This window comes from Pseudomonas sp. GW821-FHT09E04 (assembly GCF_059416185.1).
Genome location: NZ_JBWKOR010000010.1, coordinates 83,229 through 100,286, shown reverse-complemented (window position 1 = coordinate 100,286; position 17,058 = coordinate 83,229). Strand labels below are relative to the sequence as shown.

Annotated in this window: 17 protein-coding genes and 1 riboswitch; of the genes, 7 read left to right on the top strand and 10 right to left on the bottom strand. The window is 61.2% G+C overall.

Features of this window, described 5'->3' with window-relative positions:
• Positions 1 to 4: 4 nt before the first annotated feature.
• The 3 genes from AC07N4_RS28460 to AC07N4_RS28450 form a co-directional block, all read right to left on the bottom strand.
• A complete protein-coding gene (locus AC07N4_RS28460) occupies positions 5 to 1,894 on the bottom strand; it encodes a DUF1302 domain-containing protein (protein WP_096822786.1) in 1,890 nt (629 codons plus the stop codon).
• A 319-nt stretch (positions 1,895 to 2,213) separates the two neighbouring features.
• Positions 2,214 to 3,896: a fatty acid--CoA ligase gene (locus AC07N4_RS28455; RefSeq protein ID WP_096822785.1), complete on the bottom strand. Its 1,683-nt coding sequence runs from the start codon at positions 3,894 to 3,896 to the stop codon at positions 2,214 to 2,216.
• A 147-nt stretch (positions 3,897 to 4,043) separates the two neighbouring features.
• Complete coding sequence (locus AC07N4_RS28450) at positions 4,044 to 5,228, bottom strand: MFS transporter (RefSeq protein ID WP_493066595.1); 1,185 nt, start codon at positions 5,226 to 5,228, stop codon at positions 4,044 to 4,046.
• An 84-nt stretch (positions 5,229 to 5,312) separates the two neighbouring features.
• Between AC07N4_RS28450 and AC07N4_RS28445 the strand changes: the two genes are divergently transcribed.
• Entirely contained in the window at positions 5,313 to 6,086 is a 774-nt protein-coding gene (locus tag AC07N4_RS28445; RefSeq protein WP_493066596.1) for an AraC family transcriptional regulator, read from the top strand.
• Here AC07N4_RS28445 and AC07N4_RS28440 read toward each other — a convergent pair.
• Complete coding sequence (locus tag AC07N4_RS28440) at positions 6,070 to 6,699, bottom strand: LysE family translocator (protein WP_096822784.1); 630 nt, start codon at positions 6,697 to 6,699, stop codon at positions 6,070 to 6,072. The genes AC07N4_RS28445 and AC07N4_RS28440 overlap by 17 nt on opposite strands.
• A 91-nt stretch (positions 6,700 to 6,790) precedes the next feature.
• Between AC07N4_RS28440 and AC07N4_RS28435 the strand changes: the two genes are divergently transcribed.
• The 3 genes from AC07N4_RS28435 (at position 6,791) to AC07N4_RS28425 (ending at position 9,623) form a co-directional block, all read left to right on the top strand.
• Complete coding sequence (locus AC07N4_RS28435; protein WP_493066597.1) at positions 6,791 to 7,756, top strand: 2-hydroxyacid dehydrogenase; 966 nt, start codon at positions 6,791 to 6,793, stop codon at positions 7,754 to 7,756.
• 32 nt (positions 7,757 to 7,788) lie between these two features.
• The gene (locus tag AC07N4_RS28430; RefSeq protein ID WP_096822782.1) at positions 7,789 to 8,787 is read left to right on the top strand and encodes a methyltransferase; all 999 of its coding nucleotides are present in this window, start codon (positions 7,789 to 7,791) and stop codon (positions 8,785 to 8,787) included.
• A gap of 39 nt (positions 8,788 to 8,826) precedes the next feature.
• Positions 8,827 to 8,951, top strand: a riboswitch (yybP-ykoY riboswitch).
• Between the two features lie 87 nt (positions 8,952 to 9,038).
• Positions 9,039 to 9,623 carry a TMEM165/GDT1 family protein gene (locus tag AC07N4_RS28425; protein WP_096822781.1) on the top strand — a complete coding sequence of 195 codons (585 nt, stop codon included), beginning with the start codon at positions 9,039 to 9,041 and terminating at the stop codon, positions 9,621 to 9,623.
• 44 nt (positions 9,624 to 9,667) lie between these two features.
• On the opposite strand, the gene AC07N4_RS28420 is transcribed toward AC07N4_RS28425, so the two are convergent.
• Positions 9,668 to 10,486: a M48 family metallopeptidase gene (locus tag AC07N4_RS28420; protein ID WP_096822780.1), complete on the bottom strand. Its 819-nt coding sequence runs from the start codon at positions 10,484 to 10,486 to the stop codon at positions 9,668 to 9,670.
• Between the two features lie 263 nt (positions 10,487 to 10,749).
• On the opposite strand from AC07N4_RS28420, the gene AC07N4_RS28415 reads away from it, so the two are divergent.
• Complete coding sequence (locus tag AC07N4_RS28415) at positions 10,750 to 12,891, top strand: methyl-accepting chemotaxis protein (RefSeq protein WP_096822779.1); 2,142 nt, start codon at positions 10,750 to 10,752, stop codon at positions 12,889 to 12,891.
• Positions 12,892 to 12,895: 4 nt separating this feature from the next.
• Here the strand turns inward: AC07N4_RS28415 and AC07N4_RS28410 are convergent, their stop codons facing one another.
• From AC07N4_RS28410 to AC07N4_RS28400, 3 genes are read right to left on the bottom strand one after another with little or no spacing between them, the layout of a single operon-like run.
• Complete coding sequence (locus tag AC07N4_RS28410; RefSeq protein ID WP_493066598.1) at positions 12,896 to 13,519, bottom strand: SOS response-associated peptidase; 624 nt, start codon at positions 13,517 to 13,519, stop codon at positions 12,896 to 12,898.
• A gap of 36 nt (positions 13,520 to 13,555) precedes the next feature.
• Positions 13,556 to 13,816: a putative signal transducing protein gene (locus tag AC07N4_RS28405; RefSeq protein WP_085709319.1), complete on the bottom strand. Its 261-nt coding sequence runs from the start codon at positions 13,814 to 13,816 to the stop codon at positions 13,556 to 13,558.
• Between the two features lie 9 nt (positions 13,817 to 13,825).
• The gene (locus tag AC07N4_RS28400) at positions 13,826 to 14,008 is read right to left on the bottom strand and encodes a CPXCG motif-containing cysteine-rich protein (RefSeq protein WP_493066599.1); all 183 of its coding nucleotides are present in this window, start codon (positions 14,006 to 14,008) and stop codon (positions 13,826 to 13,828) included.
• A 142-nt stretch (positions 14,009 to 14,150) separates the two neighbouring features.
• Between AC07N4_RS28400 and AC07N4_RS28395 the strand changes: the two genes are divergently transcribed.
• Positions 14,151 to 15,314 (top strand): 1-acyl-sn-glycerol-3-phosphate acyltransferase, encoded by a 1,164-nt coding sequence (locus AC07N4_RS28395; protein ID WP_493066600.1) that lies wholly within the window; start codon positions 14,151 to 14,153, stop codon positions 15,312 to 15,314.
• Between the two features lie 49 nt (positions 15,315 to 15,363).
• On the opposite strand, the gene AC07N4_RS28390 is transcribed toward AC07N4_RS28395, so the two are convergent.
• Positions 15,364 to 15,642 (bottom strand): hypothetical protein, encoded by a 279-nt coding sequence (locus AC07N4_RS28390; protein WP_096822775.1) that lies wholly within the window; start codon positions 15,640 to 15,642, stop codon positions 15,364 to 15,366.
• Between the two features lie 193 nt (positions 15,643 to 15,835).
• Here AC07N4_RS28390 and AC07N4_RS28385 point away from each other — a divergent pair, with 193 nt between their 5' ends.
• Positions 15,836 to 16,042 carry a hypothetical protein gene (locus tag AC07N4_RS28385; protein ID WP_039766399.1) on the top strand — a complete coding sequence of 69 codons (207 nt, stop codon included), beginning with the start codon at positions 15,836 to 15,838 and terminating at the stop codon, positions 16,040 to 16,042.
• A 282-nt stretch (positions 16,043 to 16,324) separates the two neighbouring features.
• Here the strand turns inward: AC07N4_RS28385 and AC07N4_RS28380 are convergent, their stop codons facing one another.
• Entirely contained in the window at positions 16,325 to 16,909 is a 585-nt protein-coding gene (locus tag AC07N4_RS28380; RefSeq protein ID WP_096822774.1) for a YajG family lipoprotein, read from the bottom strand.
• Between the last annotated feature and the right edge of the window lie 149 nt (positions 16,910 to 17,058).

Here is a 17,058-nt window from a genome sequence, read left to right as displayed (position 1 = left end):
GTGCTTAGAAGTTCACGCCAACACTGAGGGCAACGAAGTCGCGATCATCCACCGTGCTGTATTCGCCACCAAAGAAGTTGGTGTAGGCCAGGCTTGCGGTGTAAGTGTTCTGGTATTCGGCATCAAGCCCGAGGCTGATGGCCTTGCGGCCTTCCTCGAAGTTGCCGCCAGGGCCTGGGGAGTAACCCTTGACGTCGTGGGACCAGGCCACGTTCGGCTTCAGGTTCACGCCGGCGAACACGTCGCTGTAATCCCAGATGGCACGAGCGCGATACCCCCAGGACGTGGCGGTGGTGAAGCCGTTGTTGTCGCAATTGCTGGAGCGGTTGCTGGTCGAAGCGCCAGGGCCGGCACCGTTGATGGTCGAGGTGTTGAGGATCTGCGAGCAGGTATCCAGGCCGCCGGTCGCCGGCAGCTCACCCGGACCGAAGACCGGATCGCGGCCATAACGGGCCTCGGACTTGCTCTCGAGTCCGCCGACGTGAGTCACACCGACTTCACCCACCAGGGTCAGACGGTTGGCACCCATGACCTGATCGAAGAAGTGGGTCAGGGTGGTCTGGAGCTGAGTGATTTCCTTGCGGTTGTAACCGTGCAGGTCCTGGCCCGGAACGCCGTTGAGGATCGAGGCGTTGGTCAGCGCGCCGCCCAGCGGACGCACACCGGCGAACAGGATGTCGGTGGAGTTCAGTTGCACCGGCGCGTTCGGCCGGTAGCTGATCTCACCACTCCACGCCGTGCCGGTAGGCAGGGTGGTGGAGAAACTCAGACCGTAGAGACGAATGTCCTCTGGATACTCGATGAAATACTCGGAGTTACCCGCTACCACCAGAGGGCCCAATGCCTGGAACGGGCCCGGGAGCGCCTTGACGCCGTTATAGATCGACTGTGGCGCACCGGTTGCGCTGAAGATCGGCGCACGGCTGTGATAGTTCATGAAGTAGGCACCGAACTCGGTGGCCAGCGGATCGAACATGTACTTGGCGGACACGCCCCACTGCCCGCTGTCCCGCGCATTGCGGTTCGGGGAGCGACGCACCAGCACGCCTTCTTCGTTGACGTCGACATTGGCGGCTGCCAGCGGGCCGAGGGCAACACCCGGAATGGTCGAGCGCTTGTTCAGCACGCGCAGGTTGTCGTCGCAACCGGTGGTGACGATGTCAGGCTGGGAGAAGAACGTGCCGCAGTTGTCGGTCACGGTCTTCTGCCAGTCGATCTGGTAGAAACCTTCGGCCGACAGGTTTTCGGTGATGCTCTGGGACAGGTAGAACATGTTGACCGGGATCAGGCCTTCCTTGATCTCGGCGCCCGGACGGCGGAAGGCGGAAACGTCGATCGGGTTGATCGAGTTGATGCCGCCACCGATGAAGGTGCTTTCACCCCAGTTCACCACCTGCTTGCCCAGACGCACCGAACCCGGCTCATCGGCAATGGAGTAGTTGTGGTAAACGAAGGCATCGAGGATCTGGCCACCCGAAGAACGGGCTGCCACGTCGCGGTTATGGTTGCTGACGTCCTTGTATTCCAGATCCTGGTTCTGCAGCGCGAAGTCGTACCAGTATTTGCCCCGGACGAAGACACCGGTGTCGCCATATTTCAATTCGAGGTCGTGGATGCCCTTGAAGATCTTCGAGAAGGCTTGACCGCTCTTGAAGTTCAAGTGACCGTCGTCGGAGGTCTGGGACAGGCCCCGGCCGCCGTTGTTGACACCAATAAGATCCTTGTTCGGCTGCTGGGTCGAAATACTCATGCCCAGGGAGAGCGAGGAGTCGAACTGGCCTTCGATTTCACCGACGTTGAAGCTGACGCCGAATGCGGGCCCGGCGAGCGTGGAGGCAAGACTGACCGCCAGAGGCAGTTTCGCCCGGCGCCAGAACTGGTTTACTGAGGTCATCGACGCTACTCCATGTGCATTATTGTTATGGCAGTGAGTACTTTTAAAAACGCCTGAAGGACCGGGCGCCAGAGGCCTCCCGAAATCACTTCAATGTTGCATTGCCCCGTTCTTAAAAATCCTTGAGCGGACTATAGCCAGCAGGTGGTACTGCTTGATCCCTCTAAAGTGTGATTTGCAGCTGCCGGCCACTCTGGAACAGTCCTTTCGCCAGTCCGACACATGTCGGCACGGCAAGGATGGCTGAAAATTCGGATTTAACAAGCCAAGCGCTTGCTTGGTGGGTCTGGCGCGCCGTTTTCGGCGCGCCAGGGGACGCTCAGAGCGTCGAGAGGAAGGTGCTGTTATTGGCCTGCCATTCGGTGATGTCGAGGCGGATGCGCTTCTTGTCGAGCTTGCCGACACTGGTCTTGGGAATTTCAGTAACAAGGGCGATCTGACTCGGAATCGCCCACTTGCTCAGGTGCCCCAGTTCCACGAACGGCTTGAGGTGTTCCTTGAGCTCACGGGCCCCGATGGCGTGCCCTTCGCGGATCACCAGCAAGGCAAACGGGCGCTCGCCCCACTGCGGATCGGCGATGCCCACCACTGCTACTTCACGTACCGCGACGTGGCGACTGATCAGGTCTTCGAGGTCCAGCGAGGAAATCCATTCGCCACCGGTCTTGATCACGTCCTTGATCCGGTCGCGGATGTCGATCACACCCATGCTGTCGAGCGTGGCGACGTCGCCGGTGTGCAGCCAGCCGCCGGCCCACAGCTCGGCGCCCTTCTGCGGTTCGTTGAAATAGCCTTCGGTCAGCCACGGTGCGCGCAGCACCAGTTCGCCCTGGGTTTCGCCATCGGCCGGCAGGAAGTTGCCGTCGCCGTCGACGATGGCCGCTTCGACCAACGGCCCCGGCACGCCGGCCTTGATCCGGTAGGTGGTGCGTTCGTCTTCGGTGCCCGCCATCAGCTCGTCGTTCAGATGCGCGCACGAGACCAATGGCCCGGTTTCCGACATGCCGTAGGCGGCCGTCAGTTGAATGCCCTTGCTCTTGGCCGTTTCGTACAGCGTGCGATTGAGCGCGCTGCCGCCGATGACGATTTTCCAGCCGCCGAAATCAGTGCCTTGCGCGCCTTTGGCGTTGAGCAGCATTTGCAGAATGGTCGGCACACAGTGGGAGAACGTGACCTTCTCCTTGCGCCACAGCTCGACGAGGAACTCCGGGTCGTAACGCCCCGGGTAAACCTGCTTGAGCCCGAGCATGGTCGCCACGTAAGGCAGGCCCCAGGCATGCACATGGAACATCGGGGTGATCGGCATGTACACGTCGTTGGTGCCCAACAGCCGCACGCTGTCGATGGCGCCCATGATGGTCGACACGCCCATGGTGTGCAGCACCAGTTGCCGATGGGTGAAGTACACGCCTTTCGGATTGCCGGTGGTGCCCGTGGTGTAGAACGTGGTGGCGACCGAGTTTTCGTCGAAGTCCTGGAAGTCGTACTGCGGGCTCGCGGCCGCCAGCAACTGTTCGTACTCGCCGACCAGATTCGGCAGATCCGCGGTTTTTTCCGGCAGATCGGTCAGCAGCAGGGTTTTCTCCACCGTCGTCAGGTGCGGCGCGATGGCCTGGTACAGCCCGACGAACTCGCTGTTGACCAGCACGAAGCGGTCCTCGGCGTGATTCATGGTGTAGAGAATCTGTTCCGGGGACAGGCGCACGTTGATGGTGTGGATCACCGCGCCGATCATCGGAATGGCAAACATGCACTCCAGGTAGCGATGGCTGTCCCAGTCCATCACCGCCACGGTATCGCCGGCCTTCACGCCGGCCGCCGTCAGTACGTTGGCCAGTCGCGCGACGCGTTCGATCAGCGTCGGGTAGCTGTAGCGCAACTGGTCACGGTAGATGATCTCGCGGGTTTTCTCGTAACGGGCGCCCGACATCAGCAGCCGTTTAATCAGCAGTGGATACTGGTAGGCCCCTTCGGCGGGCGGAATAACGCGAGTCTGCAACATAAGAATCCCTTTTCTGACTGCACGGTGTTGGCGTTGGAGTTTTGTACTCTAGAACCCTTATACGCCAGCCAAATCAGCCAAAGGAATGATTTGCAGAGCCGTACAAATGCTAGCTTTGCGCCAGCATTTGCCGGTATTCGTCACCGATCAGGCCGTTTGCCCTACCGCCACTTCGGAAGGTGTGCGTGGGAAAACCACCGCCGCAAGGAAGGTCAAAGCGCCAAAACCGGCCAGAATCAGGTAAAGCCCCACAAAACCATGGCGCGGTTCGACATAGGCAATCAGCGGAATCGCCGTCGCACTGGCACCGAACGATAAACAGTAACGCAAGGCAAACACCCGTGACTGCCATTGCGGTGCGACGAAGTTGGCGACCATCGAATCGTTCACCGTCACCTGGCCGAACACCACGAACATGAACGCCGCCCCGACGGCGATCACCGCCCAGCCCTCGACATAAGCCAGCGCAAACAGTAACGGCGCCTGACACAACGTCAGCGCGATAAACGGCCACTTCAGGCTGACGCGGTGCAACACCCGACCGATGCTCAACTGCGCAATCGCGCCAAAGGCGTAAGCCAGACTGACCACCACACCAAGGGTTTGCGGTGAGGCGAACAGGTCATGCAACCGCTCCTGAAACAGTTTCGGATAGGTCATGGTGGTGGCGTTGAACACCACCCCGCCGGTGGCCGTGGCCAGAGCCAGCACGCCGAACACCATGACCATCGAAATACGTTGGCCGCCGGCGCCCTTGAGCGCGGTGTGCGGGCGCTTGGGAATCGGCTCCTCGCGCACCTGCAAGGCAAAACCGATCCCCAACACGATCGCCACCGCCCCCGGTAACAGGAACGCCGAGCGCCAGCCGAACTGCGCCACCAACAGCCCGGTGACCAGCGCCGAGAACGCCACGCCGAGGTTGCCCCACATGCCGTTGATACCGATCTCGCGCCCGCGATTCTGCGCGTAGGCCACCAGCATCGCCGTGCCGACCGGGTGATAGATCGCGGCAAAAATGCCGATCAGGGTCAGGCCGAGCACCAGCATCGTCGGGCTGTTGCTGAGGCCAGTGAAGATTGCCGAGGCACCGATGCCAAAGAAAAACACCAGCATCATCCGCCGCCGGCTCCAGTGATCGCCCAGCCAGCCAGCCGGTAGCGAACATGCGCCGAACGCGATGAAGCCACCCAGCGACAAGCCGATCAACGCGGCGTAGTCGAGGGCGAAGGCCTGGGTCATACCAAGCACGGCGGCAGGGAAAATCAGCATGAACATGTGATCGATCACATGGGCTGCGTTGATGTAGCGAATGACGTTTCTGGACTGGTTCATGACGGCACGCTTTACGTTGTAGTGAGCGCTCATGCTAAGTTGGCCGGAAAGCGCATTCCTGCCAACCAAGTCATCGAATCCGACATGTTGATCAGCCATTTCGAACACGGACCGGTCAGTGCCTATCCCCGGGACTATCTGGACGGCTCGCACCAGCCGCTGCACCTGCACCGCGAGGCGCAATTGCTCTATGCCGTGAGCGGGGTGATGCGCGTGGTCACGGCGCAAGGTGCCTGGGTGCTTCCGCCGAGTCGTGCGGTGTGGATTCCGCCGGAAGTCGCCCACGAGATTTTCATGTCCGGCGATGTGCAGATGCGTTCATTGTTCATCGCACCCGAGCTGTCGCCGGCCAGCCTGCAACACTGTTGCGTGCTGGCAGTGACGCCGTTGCTGCGCGAACTGATCCTGCGCGCGGTGCAGGGCCCGCCCCACGCCGACAACCCGCTGATCCAGCAATTGATGCTGGAAGAACTGGCCGGCCTCGAAAACCTGCCGCTGCACATTCCGATGCCGAGCGATCGTCGCCTGCAAAGCATTTGCCTGGCGCTGCTGCGCACCCCGGATCACCCCAATACCCTGGAGGACTGGGCGCAACAGGTCGGCGCCAGCTCGCGGACCTTGGCGCGGCTGTTCCAGCAACAACTGAAGATGAATTTCAACGCCTGGCGCCAGCAACTGCGCCTGATGGAAGCCCTGCCCCGCCTGCTCGCCGGGGACAGCGTGCAGAGCGTGGCGCGGGATCTGGGTTACGGCAGCGCGCGGGCGTTCAGCGCGATGTTCTGCCGTTTGCTCGGGGACAATCCCCGGGAGTACCTCAACGCCCTGAATCAGCTCAGCTCGATCAATGCATCTCGGTGAACGCGAGTTTCACGCCGATGGCGATCAGCACGGCGCCCATGGTGCGGTCGAACCAGTGGCCCATGCGGGCGAAACCGGCGCGCACACGTTGTTGGCTGAACAACATCGCCACCAGACAGAACCAGGTTGCAGTCGCGGCGGCCAGGTAAAGCCCGTAACCGGCCTGTACCGCCAGCGGCGTGTGCGGGTTGATCACCACGGTGAACAGCGACAGGAAGAACAGCGTGGCTTTCGGGTTCAGACCGTTAGTCACGAAGCCTGAGGTGAAGGCGCCACGGGCGGTGCGTTCACCAGCCTCCTTGTGCAAATCGTCGGTCACGGCCGGTGCCGGTTGCGCGCGCAAGGCCTTGAAGCCGATGTACAGCAGGTAAGCGGCGGCGGCCCATTTCAGGGCGTTGAACAACACGATCGATTGGGAAACGATCAGCCCGATGCCCAGCAGCGAATAACCAACGTGCAGGAAAATCGCCGTGCCCACGCCCAGTGCCGTCCAGGTACCGGCGCGACGACCGTGGGTCACGCTCTCGCGCACCACCACGGCAAAGTCCGGGCCGGGGCTGGCGACGGCCAGCAGGTGGATCAGTGCAACGGTCAAGAACTCGGTCCAGTACATGGGGGCTCCTTTCGGCCAAGCGTAACGTTTTGTTTCATCTGGTAGGCTCGGCAGATTACGCCTTCCCTTCAAAGCACAACAGGTACAGTTGATGACGAACGCCCACCGCGCCGTATTCCTCGATCACCCTTCCCTGGATCTGGGCGACCTTGACCTCGAGCCGTTGCGCGCCTGCTTCAGCGACCTGCAACTGTTCGCCCAGACACTGCCTGCGCAGGTTGCCGAACGCCTGCAAGGCGCGACCGTTGCCATCAGCAACAAGATCCTGATCGATGCCGCCGCCATGGCTGCCAATCCACAACTGAAACTGATCCTGATCACGGCCACCGGCACCAACAACGTCGATCTGGCCGCTGCTCGCACCCGAGGCATTACCGTGTGCAACTGCCAGGGTTACGGCACACCGTCGGTGGCGCAACACACGATCATGCTGTTGCTCAACCTCGCCACGCGCCTGGCCGATTATCAAAAAGCCGTCGGTGAAGGACGCTGGCAACAGGCGAAACAGTTCTGCCTGCTGGACTATCCGATCGTCGAACTGGAGGGAAAAACCCTGGGCCTGCTCGGGCATGGCGAACTCGGCGGCGCGGTCGCGCGTCTGGCCGAAGCCTTCGGCATGCGCGTCCTGCTCGGACAGATTCCGGGGCGCCCGGCCCGGCCGGATCGCCTGCCGCTGGAAGAACTGCTGCCACAGATCGACGCCCTCACCCTGCACTGCCCGCTCAATGAACACACCCGGCACTTCATCGGTGCCCGCGAACTGGCGTCCATGAAACCCGGTGCCTTCGTGGTCAACACCGCCCGTGGTGGTCTGATCGACGAACAGGCCCTGGCCGATGCCTTGCGCAACGGTCATCTGGGCGGCGCGGCCACCGATGTGCTGAGCGTCGAGCCACCGACTAATGGCAATCCACTGCTGGCTGCCGACATCCCGCGCCTGATCGTCACCCCGCACAACGCTTGGGGCAGCCGCGAGGCCCGGCAGCGGATCGTGGGTCAATTGGTCGAAAACACCCACGCGTTCTTCAGCGGTAAGGCGCTGCGGGTCGTCAGTTGATAAACTGCGGCACTTTTTTCACAGGAGCAGTTATGGATCCGCGCAGTGAAGTACTGCTTCGTCAGGTCGAGTTATTCCAGGGTTCGCTGTTGTTGGCCGGTCTGCCCGCCGACGATCTGCTCGGGCGCCTGCCCAACGCCTTTGGCTGGTGCTGGCATGCCGGCGATCAGGCGGCGCTCGATGCGCGCTTTGAAGGCCGCAGCCATTTCGGTGTCAACGTGCCGGAGCGCGAGTTCGACAGCGCGGTGGTGTTCCTGCCCAAGTCCAAGGATTTGACCGACTACATCCTCAATGCCGTGGCTTCACGCCTGGCCGGGCGCGAAGTGTTTCTGGTCGGGGAAAAGCGCAGCGGCATCGAAGGTGCCTCCAAGCAACTCAACCCGTTCGGCAAGCCGCGCAAGCTCGACAGCGCGCGTCATTGCCAACTCTGGCAAGTGACGGTGGCCAACGCTCCAGAAGCCAAATCCCTGGAAAGCCTGGCGCAGACTTATGAGCTGCCACTGGCCGAAGGCCCGCTGAAAGTCATCAGCCTGCCGGGCGTCTTCAGCCATGGCCGACTGGATCGCGGCAGCGCCCTGCTGCTGGAGCATCTGGACAAACTGCCGAGCGGTCATCTGCTGGACTTCGGTTGCGGTGCCGGTGTGCTTGGCGCGGCGGTCAAACGTCGCTACCCGCACAATCAGGTCACTCTGCTGGACGTTGACGCCTTCGCTGCCGCCAGCAGTCGCCTGACACTGGCAGCCAACGGTCTGGAAGCCGACGTGTTGACCGGCGACGGAATCGACGCCGCACCGATGGGATTGAACGCAATTCTGAGCAACCCGCCGTTCCATGTCGGCGTACATACCGACTATTTCGCCACAGAAAACTTGCTGCGAAAAGCAGCCAAACATCTGAAAAACGGCGGCGAACTGCGCCTGGTAGCGAACAGCTTCCTGAAGTACCAGCCGCTGATCGAAGAGCATCTTGGCGTGTGTGCGATCAAGGCCGAAGGCAATGGTTTCCGGATTTACCGGGCCAAGCGCGGCTGAAAATTAGCACTTGCCGAATGGATTCTGCCTAGGCAGAATCCGCTCCGTCCTAGGGGAGTAGTCTCCCACGAGCGCCATGCTCGTCCGGCATACGTCAACATACTTGATCCTCAGATCATGGCGTATGCGACCCAAGCGTCCGCAGCAGACGGATCGCAGGGTTTGACAAGACCTATGACACGCACACCTTACCCGGGGCGGGAAGGCTGTACGTGTCATAGCCGTGTCGACCCGCCCCTTAGGAAATCCTGATGCTGGACTCGTTACTCGTTCCCACCGCAATCGTTGCCTTGGCCGAAATCGGCGACAAGACGCAACTGCTCGCGCTGATTCTCGCCGCTCGCTTTCGCAAACCCTGGCCGATCATTGCCGGTATCGTCGCTGCGACCCTGGCCAACCACGCGGCAGCCGGTGCGGTAGGCGCCTGGTTCGGCAGCTTCTTCTCCGATGCGGTCCTGCACTGGATTCTCGCCGCGAGCTTCACCGCCACCGCCCTGTGGACGCTGGTGCCGGACAAGATGGACGACGATGAAGCCAGCACCGCCCGCAAGTTCGGGCCGTTCCTGACCACCCTGATCGCATTCTTCCTCGCGGAAATCGGCGACAAGACCCAGATCGCCACCGTGATGCTGGCCGCGCAATACCCGGAACTGTGGCTGGTGATCATCGGCACTACGCTCGGCATGTTGATTGCCAACGTACCGGTGGTTCTGGCGGGTAACTTTGCCGCAGACAAATTGCCATTGACCCTGATCCGTCGCCTCGCGGCTTCGGCGTTCATGATTCTGGCAATCGTCGCGGTGTACAAGGCGATGCAGAGCAGCGGCTGGGTCTGATCCGGCAGATCGCTCCCACACTCAGTGTGGGAGCGATCATTATTTCAGGACTTTGGCGCTTTTTCGTAAAGCGGCATGACCTTCGGAATGGCCGCCTGCAACGAGGCGATCCGGCTGGAGGATGCCGGGTGAGTGCTCATGAACTCTGGCGGTGCACCTTCGGACGCCTTGCTCATCTTGTTCCACAGGGTGATCGCGGCGTTCGGGTTGTAGCCGGCGCGAGCGGCCAGTTCCAGGCCGATCAGGTCGGCTTCGTTTTCGTTGGCACGGCTGTTGGGCAGCGTCATCCCGTAGTTGGCCACGGTGTCGGCCAGCGCCAGGCTGTCCTGACCCAGACCGAGCAACGCACCGGCGCCCTGCTTGGCCATCTCGATGCCATAGGCCTTGGACATTGCTTCACGACCGTGCTCGCGCAGGGCGTGGGCGATTTCATGGCCCATGACCGCGGCGATTTCATCGTCGGTCAGTTTCAGGCTATCGATCAGCCCGGTGTAGAAAATGATCTTGCCGCCAGGGCCGCAGTTGGCGTTGAGCTCGTCACTCTTGATCAGGTTCACTTCCCACTGCCATTGCGCGGCATCCGGCCGGAAGTTCGGCGCCTGGGCGATCAGACGGTTGGCAATCGCCTGAACCCGCTTGGCTTCGTTGCTGGTCTTGTCCAGCACACCTTTGCTGGACGCCTCGCCAACGGTCTTCTGATAGGACTGGGCATACATCTGGTCGACCTCTTGCGAGGACAGCATGCTGAACATGTACTGCTTGCGCTCCACGCCCACGGCACCGCCGCTGGTGGTGTTGACCGACTGACAACCGGCCAGCAACAGCGCCGCGCTCAGTGCACTTACAACCAAAGTCTTGTTCATTCAAAAGCTCCCTGAAAACATGCCGCGTATCCTAGGCGGGTAATTGTATCGACGCCAGATACAACAGACGTGATGCACCTGTTTTCAGAAGACACTCCTCAGCCCTGTAGGAAAAAATTCACATCCACCGACAAGCCCTCTGCAACTGCGTCGCGCACTGATCCATTTGCGACATCCACCGTCAATTGCGCGCACTTCGCCTCATGGCGCAATAGTGGCTGCCGATACAGCAGCGCAGATGTCCTCTTGCGTGCGGAGCTTCCATGAAATTCAAGTCGATCCAGTTTTCCGTGGCGGCCCTGGCCGGCGCCATCGTTCTCAGCGTGGTGGCTGCGTTGGTGCTGTATGCGCTGTTTTCCGGCGCCCGCACCCAGGAGATGGTTCAACAACGGACCCAGGCCCAGTTCGAGCAAGTCATCGAACAACGCCTGACCTCGCTGGCACAGACCCAGGTCAGCCAGATCCAGCGCGAACTGGAAGCGCCGCTGCTGATTGCCGGCGGACTGGTGCGGGTCAACGCCCTGCTCGGCACGCCCGGCGCCGATGGCCAGCCGCGACTGACCGTCAGCCGCGAGCAACTGATCAGCCTGATCAAGGAAAACGTCGAGAAGAACCCGAAGATTCTCGGCACCTACATCGGCTGGGAAAAGAACGCACTGGACCACAATGACGCGGCTTACGTCGGCACCAGCGTGGTCGGCATCGACGCCGCCAACGGGCGCTTCCTGCCGTGGTGGTTCCGCAACGAAGACGGCACCCTCGGCCTGGACAAACTGGTGGACGTCGACGACCAGAAAGTCCTGTCCACCGGCGTGCGCGCCAGCGAATACTACCTGTGCTCGAAAGAAACCAGGAAATCCTGCGTGATCGATCCGGCGCCCTACAAGGTCGGCGACAAGATCGTCATGCTCGCGTCCTTCATTGAACCGATCATGCTCAACGGCGCGTTCCAGGGCATCGTCGGCGCCGACCTGTCGGTGAACTTCATCCAGGAAATGCTCCTGGGCGCGAACCAGAAACTGTACAGCGGCGCCGGGCAAATGGCCCTGATCGGCGGCAACGGCCGGATCGTCGCCTACACCAAGGACCCGAGCAAATTCGGCGAGAAGGTCAGCGATATCCTCGACGCCCAGCAGATTGCCAACATGGCCAATCTCAAGCGCGGCGAAGTGACCTACACCGTCAATAAGGATTCGGGCCGGATCGAACTGTACCTGCCATTCGGCATCGGCCAGACCGACGCACGCTGGACGCTGATGCTGCAACTGCCGCTCAACGCAGTGATGGCCGACCTGCAGAAACTCCAGGGTGACCTCGACGCCCAGCGCAAATCCGACACCTTCGGCATGGCCATGGTCGGCCTGATCATTGCCGGCCTCGGTTTGCTGGTGATCTGGCTGGTGGGCCACGGCATCGCCCGACCGCTGAAGCAAATGGTGACCATGCTCGATGACATCGCCCAGGGCGAAGGCGACCTGACCCGTCGCTTGAGCAGTGATCGCAAAGACGAACTCGGCTCAATCGCCAAAGGCTTCAACACCTTCCTCGCGAAGCTGCAGGCGATGATCACGCAGGTGGTGTCGTCGGTGCAGAGTGTCAGCGATTCCTCGGAGCACACGGCGGACATTGCGATCCGCACCAATATCGGCATACAGAAGCAGATGGCCGAGATTGATCAGGTCGCCACCGCCGTGCAGGAAATGACCGCCACCGCCCAGGACGTGGCGCGCAACGCGACCCAGGCGGCGCAAGCCGCCAGCCATGCCGATCAGGCCGCCAGCCAAGGCATGCAGATCGTGCGCGACACGTCGAATTCGATTGGCGTGCTGGCTGTGGAAATCAGCAAGGCGGTGGACGTGGTGCAGACGCTGGCCAAGGACAGCGAAAACATCAATGCGATCCTCATCGCCATTCGCGGGATCGCCGAGCAGACCAACCTGCTGGCCCTTAACGCGGCTATCGAAGCAGCCCGTGCCGGTGAGCAGGGGCGCGGATTTGCCGTGGTGGCCGACGAGGTGCGCAACCTGGCGCAGAAGACCCAGAAAGCCACCGAAGAAATCCAGAGCATGATCCAGCAACTGCAACAAGGCACCCGCGACGTGGTGCGGGTCATGGAAGACAGCCAGAACCGCACCGACGAAAGCGTGCAGCACGCGGCCAAGGCAGCCGAAGCGCTGGAGACCATCACCCAGGCGGTGTCGGTGATCAACGACATGAACACCCAGATTGCCAGCGCCGCCGAGGAACAGAGCGCGGTGGCCGACGACATCAACCGCAACGTGATCAACATCGGTCAGGTGGCGAATGAAGTGGCGGGGGGCGCGGACGAGTCGAGTTCGGCGAGTGCGGACCTGACCAAACTGGCGGAGCAGCAGCGGCGGTTGATCAATCAGTTCAAGGTCTGATCAATCAGGCCGGAGTCAAACACTCCGGCCCGTTGAGCTTCGGATCATTGACCATGTTCGCCAGCACCCGCTCGCGCAAGGCGGCGGGCTCACTGGCGAGCAGGCCTTGCAGGACATGCAGCGGCGTCTCGGGATCGAGCCATGCCGCCTGCCCCGCCTCATCGAGAATCAACGGCCGGCGCTGACTGGCTGCTGGCTGTGTAATCACCGCCGTACTCAGCCACACCTGTTCCTGCACTGGATACGCTTCCCAGATCGCCGCAAAAAACAACGAAGACCCCTCCCCCGGCGTCAGCCAGTACGGGCGCTTGCGCGTGGTGCCGCGCCATTCGTAGAAACCGTTGGCCGGCAGCAGGCAACGGCGCAGGCGCAGGGCTTCGCGAAACATCGGTTGTTCGGCGACGGTTTCGGCCCGGGCATGGGCCGGGGTACGCGACAGATCGGTCAGCCACGGCGGCGTCAGCCCCCAACGGGCGCGGACCAGCGTGCGCTGGCCATCGGCTTCGGCGCGCAGCATCAATACCGAATCGTTGGGGGAAATGTTCCACTGCGCCAACTGATCGGCGGGAAAACCTGGCAGCGCCGCAAAGTCGCGGTTCCAGCGAAACAGGGCATAACGTCCACACATGGGGCAGCACGACTCAAGAATAAAACGAACGCCAGCCTAACAGACCAGCGTACCGGGGAAGCTCTCCGGTTCATCGCCGGGCAGCGGCAGCGCGGCATTGTACGCGCTGATCAGTTCGCGGGCGTATTCGGCCTGATCGTTCTCGACCGACAGCCCGAGCAGCCCGAAGATCGGCAACTCGCCCGTGCCACCGAGCAAATCGCGCCCGACCAGATGCGCCTCGATGCCTTCGCTGGCGAGCATGCCCTTGAGCATCTCGCCTTCCATCAGGTTTTCCGGCTCGTAGATTCGCTGCATGGGCGCACCTCACTCGTTTTCGCTGAAGACTTCCAGAAACCAGTCCTGACCATCGACCTGCAGGACAAAGGTGATCGGCCGGCAACACACCTGACAGTCTTCGATATAGGTCTGGTCACCACCTGAGAGATCCACGGTCGTCTCGACCTCTTCACCACAATACGGACATTCATATACTGCGCTTTCCAGCATCGCGGTCTCCCGGGTGACTTGTGCGTATAATCGCCGGTCTATTTGCAGGGCTATTTTTGTCTGGCTACTTTTTCAGACCGTGCCCCGTTGGTTTTCGATCAAAACCTTTACTTACCCTAGCCGTTTCCAACAAGAGAGCATGATGGGCGAATTCGATGCCATCCGACCTTACGACGACAGCGAAGTACCTGCGGTACTGGCGCGACTGCTCGGCGACAAGGCGTTTCTAGATATCCTCACCCACTTCCGCTTCCCGCGTTTTGCCGGTGCCTTCGGCTGGATGCTCAAACCACTTATAGCCCATCGGCTGCGTCGTGAGTTCGCCGACGTGACCTCCGTGGCCACTTTGCAGGACAAGGTCGAGTTCTACGTCGACCACACCATCGAGCGCGCCACCGACGGCGTGACCTACACCGGTGTCGAGCAATTCAAGTCCGGCAGCGCTTATCTGTTCATCGCCAACCACCGCGACATCGTGATGGATCCGGCTTTCGTCAACTATGCGGTGTACCACGCCGGCCTGCCGACCCCGCGCATCGCAATTGGCGACAACCTGCTGCAAAAACCTTTCGTCAGCGACCTGATGCGCCTGAACAAGAGCTTCATCGTTCACCGTTCGATCACCGGGCGCCGCGAGAAAATGGCCGCTTATCAACTGCTGTCGGCCTACATCAACCACTCGATCCGCAACGATTGCGCCTCGATCTGGATCGCCCAGGCCGAAGGCCGTGCGAAGGACGGCGACGACCGTACCGAGTCGGCGATCCTCAAGATGTTCCACATGAGCCGCAAGGACGAGCCGTTCGGCGAGGTTATCCAGTCGCTGAACCTGACCCCGGTGTCGATCAGCTACGAATACGATCCGTGCGACCAGGCCAAGGCCCGTGAGCTGTACATCCGCGCCACCACCGGCACCTACAGCAAGGCGCCGGGCGAAGATGACGTGAGCATCGCCAAGGGCATCACCGGCTACAAGGGTCGGGTGCACGTGAACTTTGCCGCGCCGATCACCGAGCTGTTCGAAGACACCAAGCAATTGGCAGTCGAGATGGACAAGCAGATTCTCGGCGGCTACCGGTTGTTCCCGGTGCATTACCTGGCGTACGCGCAGTGGGCGGATGCTGATCCGCAACTGAATGTGCCGAAGGCTGCCGAGGTGTTCGGTGCCGAGGAGCTGGCCAAGGCTCAGGAAGAATGGCAGAACCGGTTGGACACCTGCCCTGAGGAGCACCGTCCATATCTGGTGCTGCAATACGCGACGCCGGTGCGCAATCAGTACCGGGTCAAGGCTGGTTTGCCGCTGTAAGCGGTTTCGGCCGGATACAAAAACGGCGCCTTCGGGCGCCGTTTTTCGTTCAGTAGCGGGTACTGATCCAGGACACCAGTAACGCCAGGCCCAGACAGGCAAAGCCGAAGCGGTAGAAGAAGCGATTCATGCGCAGGGTCGCCCAATCCAGCACTGGCTCCTGATCGGGCCGGCTTTGACGCTGGGCCGCGATACTGGCCATCGCTCGTTGTTCACGGCGACGGGTCGCGTGCAGCAGCCAACTGCCCGGGAAAGCCAACAGCAGGGCCAGCAGGTTGATCAGTTTGGCGGGATGGGCGGTAAACAGCGTCATCAAGTGCAGCGACATCACAGACCTCAATCTAAACCGGAATGGCGAACGCCAGACCGACGACCGCGGCGCGGATTCTACCGAAACCCTCCCCCGCAGCCCTACCCTTTACGACAAATAACGCAGCAATCGACCGATGGCTGTCCTGTGTCACGGCATCGTCATTTGTTTCGGCCACCCTGCGCGCCTCGAAACGTAAACGGAATGCGACATGCTTCACGCTGAAAACCAGGATCGCCTGTACCTCATCTCCCCGTCCGACGAACAACAGACCCTCGTCGGCAGCCTGGCCTTCAATGTTCAGGACCGTCACTGGCTGGTGTATTGCGCCCTCGGCGGGCACCAGCATGCGGACTTGCCCGAGACTGATTTGCTGACTGGGGTCAGCGTTCTCGACTTCTATTCGCAAGCCGCTTGAACGAAAAAGCTTTAAATCAAAAGCACCCTCACCCTAGCCCTCTCCCGGAGGGAGAGGGGACCGACCGAGGTGAATATTTGAGCTACACCGACCTGAACTATCGAGTCGAACTCAAAATTTGAGTAGCCCCAATCTGCTCCCTTTCCCCCTCGCCCCCCTTGGGGGAGAGGGCTGGGGTGAGGGGGAGGCGATAGTTCAAACGACACAAATTCCAATCCTGACACCCACAAAAAAGCCCGAATCCATCACTGGCCCCGGGCTTTTTCACATCTGGCGAACGCCTTATTCAGCGAGGATCTGACCCACGGTCGGATCCTTGAACAGACGGGTCAGCGCATCGCTCAGCACATCGCTGACCAGTTTGGTGTTGGTTTCCTGATTCGGCGCCATGCCGAAACGCTGGTCCAGCGACGCGCCGTAACGGCCGCTGTAGCGACGGTTGCCGCTCTGCACGTCGGAACGGAAGGTCGCGCCGATGGTGGCCTCGGTCACGTACATGCCTTCTTTCGGCGACTGGTACTTCAGTTCAGTCAGGGTCACGGTCAGTTGTGGAGCATTCATCGCACCGTTGGACGGGGTGAAGCCCAGCAGACGCACGGCCGCTTCGGCCTGAGCCTGCAACTTCGGCAGGATCTGTTCGCGCTGCACAGTGATGGCGCTGGTTTCCGGGTACAGGCCACCGCGGGTGCCCAGGGTTGGCGACGGACGACCGTCAACCACGCGGACCACGACAGGCTGGCCGTGGCCGACCGGTGCCAGCTGAGTGGTCAGCTTCGGTTCCGGGCTCAGTTGTTGCGGGCTGTGGGCGCAGCCAACCAGGGTCAAACTGGTCACAGTGATCAAACCGAACAACAGGCGTTGCAACATGCTCTTCTCTCCAGAATCAGGCACAGACAGGCCCGCAGTATAGCGGTGGGCCACAGCGGGTCACCAGCACTGAAATCTCTGACAAACCCCGGTGCACGCGGTTCCTGTCACAGATTGTTCACCGCCCTTACATGTTCGCTTCACGGTCT

What these genes read in the sequence shown, in the direction of transcription:
- AC07N4_RS28460 (WP_096822786.1), bottom strand. Translation starts at nt 1,894, where the DNA reads ATGACCTCAGTAAACCAGTTCTGGCGCCGGGCGAAACTGCCTCTGGCG.
- AC07N4_RS28455 (WP_096822785.1), bottom strand. Translation starts at nt 3,896, where the DNA reads ATGTTGCAGACTCGCGTTATTCCGCCCGCCGAAGGGGCCTACCAGTAT.
- AC07N4_RS28450 (WP_493066595.1), bottom strand. Translation starts at nt 5,228, where the DNA reads ATGAACCAGTCCAGAAACGTCATTCGCTACATCAACGCAGCCCATGTG.
- AC07N4_RS28445 (WP_493066596.1), top strand. Translation starts at nt 5,313, where the DNA reads ATGTTGATCAGCCATTTCGAACACGGACCGGTCAGTGCCTATCCCCGG.
- AC07N4_RS28440 (WP_096822784.1), bottom strand. Translation starts at nt 6,699, where the DNA reads ATGTACTGGACCGAGTTCTTGACCGTTGCACTGATCCACCTGCTGGCC.
- AC07N4_RS28435 (WP_493066597.1), top strand. Translation starts at nt 6,791, where the DNA reads ATGACGAACGCCCACCGCGCCGTATTCCTCGATCACCCTTCCCTGGAT.
- AC07N4_RS28430 (WP_096822782.1), top strand. Translation starts at nt 7,789, where the DNA reads ATGGATCCGCGCAGTGAAGTACTGCTTCGTCAGGTCGAGTTATTCCAG.
- AC07N4_RS28425 (WP_096822781.1), top strand. Translation starts at nt 9,039, where the DNA reads ATGCTGGACTCGTTACTCGTTCCCACCGCAATCGTTGCCTTGGCCGAA.
- AC07N4_RS28420 (WP_096822780.1), bottom strand. Translation starts at nt 10,486, where the DNA reads ATGAACAAGACTTTGGTTGTAAGTGCACTGAGCGCGGCGCTGTTGCTG.
- AC07N4_RS28415 (WP_096822779.1), top strand. Translation starts at nt 10,750, where the DNA reads ATGAAATTCAAGTCGATCCAGTTTTCCGTGGCGGCCCTGGCCGGCGCC.
- AC07N4_RS28410 (WP_493066598.1), bottom strand. Translation starts at nt 13,519, where the DNA reads ATGTGTGGACGTTATGCCCTGTTTCGCTGGAACCGCGACTTTGCGGCG.
- AC07N4_RS28405 (WP_085709319.1), bottom strand. Translation starts at nt 13,816, where the DNA reads ATGCAGCGAATCTACGAGCCGGAAAACCTGATGGAAGGCGAGATGCTC.
- AC07N4_RS28400 (WP_493066599.1), bottom strand. Translation starts at nt 14,008, where the DNA reads ATGCTGGAAAGCGCAGTATATGAATGTCCGTATTGTGGTGAAGAGGTC.
- AC07N4_RS28395 (WP_493066600.1), top strand. Translation starts at nt 14,151, where the DNA reads ATGGGCGAATTCGATGCCATCCGACCTTACGACGACAGCGAAGTACCT.
- AC07N4_RS28390 (WP_096822775.1), bottom strand. Translation starts at nt 15,642, where the DNA reads ATGTCGCTGCACTTGATGACGCTGTTTACCGCCCATCCCGCCAAACTG.
- AC07N4_RS28385 (WP_039766399.1), top strand. Translation starts at nt 15,836, where the DNA reads ATGCTTCACGCTGAAAACCAGGATCGCCTGTACCTCATCTCCCCGTCC.
- AC07N4_RS28380 (WP_096822774.1), bottom strand. Translation starts at nt 16,909, where the DNA reads ATGTTGCAACGCCTGTTGTTCGGTTTGATCACTGTGACCAGTTTGACC.